Annotated in this window: 2 protein-coding genes and 1 pseudogene; all 3 read left to right on the top strand. The window is 58.4% G+C overall.

Annotation, left to right across the window (positions count from 1 at the left end):
* On the top strand, window positions 1-754 hold a 754-nt coding region (locus tag ACIPIZ_RS29640; protein ID WP_401169060.1), incomplete at its 5' end, for a ParA family protein.
* A gap of 9 nt (window positions 755-763) precedes the next feature.
* Entirely contained in the window at window positions 764-1,636 is an 873-nt protein-coding gene (locus ACIPIZ_RS29635) for a ParB/RepB/Spo0J family partition protein (RefSeq protein ID WP_034152184.1), read from the top strand.
* Window positions 1,637-1,783: 147 nt separating this feature from the next.
* Window positions 1,784-1,988: pseudogene (locus tag ACIPIZ_RS29630) on the top strand (ATP synthase subunit I); the annotation flags it as partial.

Genomic DNA, 1,988 nt, shown 5'->3' with positions numbered 1-1,988 from the left:
AAAGACCACCACCTGCATAAACCTCGCAGCATCCCTGGTCGCGACCAAGCGCCGGGTGCTGTTGATCGATCTCGATCCACAGGGCAACGCCACCATGGGTAGCGGTGTGGATAAACACGGCCTGGAAAACTCGGTCTACGACCTGCTGATCGGCGAATGCGATCTGGCCCAGGCCATGCACTATTCCGAGCACGGCGGTTACCAACTGCTGCCGGCCAACCGCGATCTCACGGCGGCCGAAGTGGTGTTGCTGGAAATGCAGATGAAGGAAAGCCGTCTGCGCAGCGCGCTGGCGCCGATCCGTGAAAACTACGATTACATTCTGATCGACTGCCCGCCGTCGCTGTCGATGCTCACGCTGAACGCACTGGTCGCCGCCGATGGGGTAATTATCCCCATGCAGTGCGAGTACTTTGCGCTCGAAGGTCTCAGTGACCTTGTGGATAACATCAAGCGCATCGCTGAACTGCTGAACCCTAACCTGAAAGTCGAAGGTCTGTTGCGGACGATGTACGACCCGCGTCTGAGCCTGATGAACGACGTTTCGGCGCAGCTCAAGGAACACTTTGGCGAGCAGCTCTACGACACGGTGATCCCGCGCAACATCCGTCTGGCTGAAGCGCCGAGCTATGGCATGCCGGCGCTGGCCTACGACAAGCAATCGCGTGGCGCCCTGGCTTATCTGGCCCTGGCCGGCGAGATGGTTCGTCGTCAGCGCAAAAACTCACGCATCGCCGCCGCTCAGGCAAATTAAGGAATCCCCATGGCCGTCAAGAAACGAGGTCTCGGACGTGGACTGGATGCACTGCTGAGTGGTCCGACCGTCAGCGCGCTGGAAGAACAAGCGGCGCAAGCTGACACCCGTGAATTGCAGCACTTGCCACTGGACCTGCTGCAGCGTGGCAAATATCAACCGCGCCGGGACATGGATCCGCAGGCGCTGGAAGAACTGGCGGCGTCGATCAAGGCGCAAGGCGTGATGCAGCCGATCGTGGTACGCCCGATTGGCGGTGGTCGCTTTGAAATCATCGCCGGTGAACGCCGCTGGCGCGCGAGTCAGCAAGCCGGGCAGGAAACCATCCCTGCCATGGTTCGTGATGTCCCGGATGAAACCGCGATCGCCATCGCGCTTATCGAGAACATCCAGCGTGAAGATCTCAACCCGATCGAGGAAGCGGTGGCCCTGCAGCGTTTGCAGCAGGAATTTCAGCTGACTCAGCAGCAGGTCGCCGAGGCTGTGGGTAAGTCCCGCGTCACTGTGGCTAACCTGTTGCGGCTTATTGCACTGCCGGAAGTCATCAAGACCATGCTGTCCCACGGCGACCTGGAAATGGGTCATGCCCGTGCTTTGCTCGGTCTGCCGGACAATCAGCAGGTGGAAGGGGCGCGACATGTTGTCGCACGCGGCCTTACCGTGCGCCAAACTGAGGCACTGGTTCGTCAATGGTTGAGTGGCAAACCGGAGCCTGTGGAAGCGACCAAACCCGACCCGGATATCGCCCGTCTCGAACAGCGTCTGGCCGAGCGCCTAGGCTCTGCGGTGCAGATTCGCCACGGCAAGAAGGGAAAGGGTCAGTTGGTGATCGGTTACAACTCCCTCGATGAGCTTCAAGGTGTGCTCGCACACATCCGCTGAAACATTTCCTCATGTAGCGCGCAGTCGGAAATCACTACCTGACAGTTGAATAGGGGCAGAACCGCCCCTATACTCTGCGCGCATTTTGTCGGCACAAATTATGCCAAGTTATTAATTCTGGCAGCCGACCATTGGAGAGCAATAGTGATGGAAACCCGCAAGCCAAACCGCCTGCCGTTCCATCGCCTGGCGGTTTTTCCGGTGTTAATGGCTCAATTTGTCATTTTGCTGATTGCCGCTTTGGCGCTCTGGCAATGGCACGTAGTCGTTGCCGGATACTCGTGACTTTGCGGAGGCATGATAGCCTTGGTGCCCAATGTTTATTTGGATATCAAGGATTTTCGGTTTTCCG

Origin of the sequence: Pseudomonas sp. NPDC087690, from assembly GCF_044743175.1 — a bacterium.
Lineage (GTDB): Bacteria > Pseudomonadota > Gammaproteobacteria > Pseudomonadales > Pseudomonadaceae > Aquipseudomonas.
The sequence above is the reverse complement of the archived record's forward strand: the minus strand, read 5'-3'. Positions and strand labels throughout refer to the sequence as shown.

Bases quoted from the DNA above. Each gene is read 5' to 3' on its own strand.
- ACIPIZ_RS29635 (WP_034152184.1), top strand. From the start codon at position 764: ATGGCCGTCAAGAAACGAGGTCTCGGACGTGGACTGGATGCACTGCTG.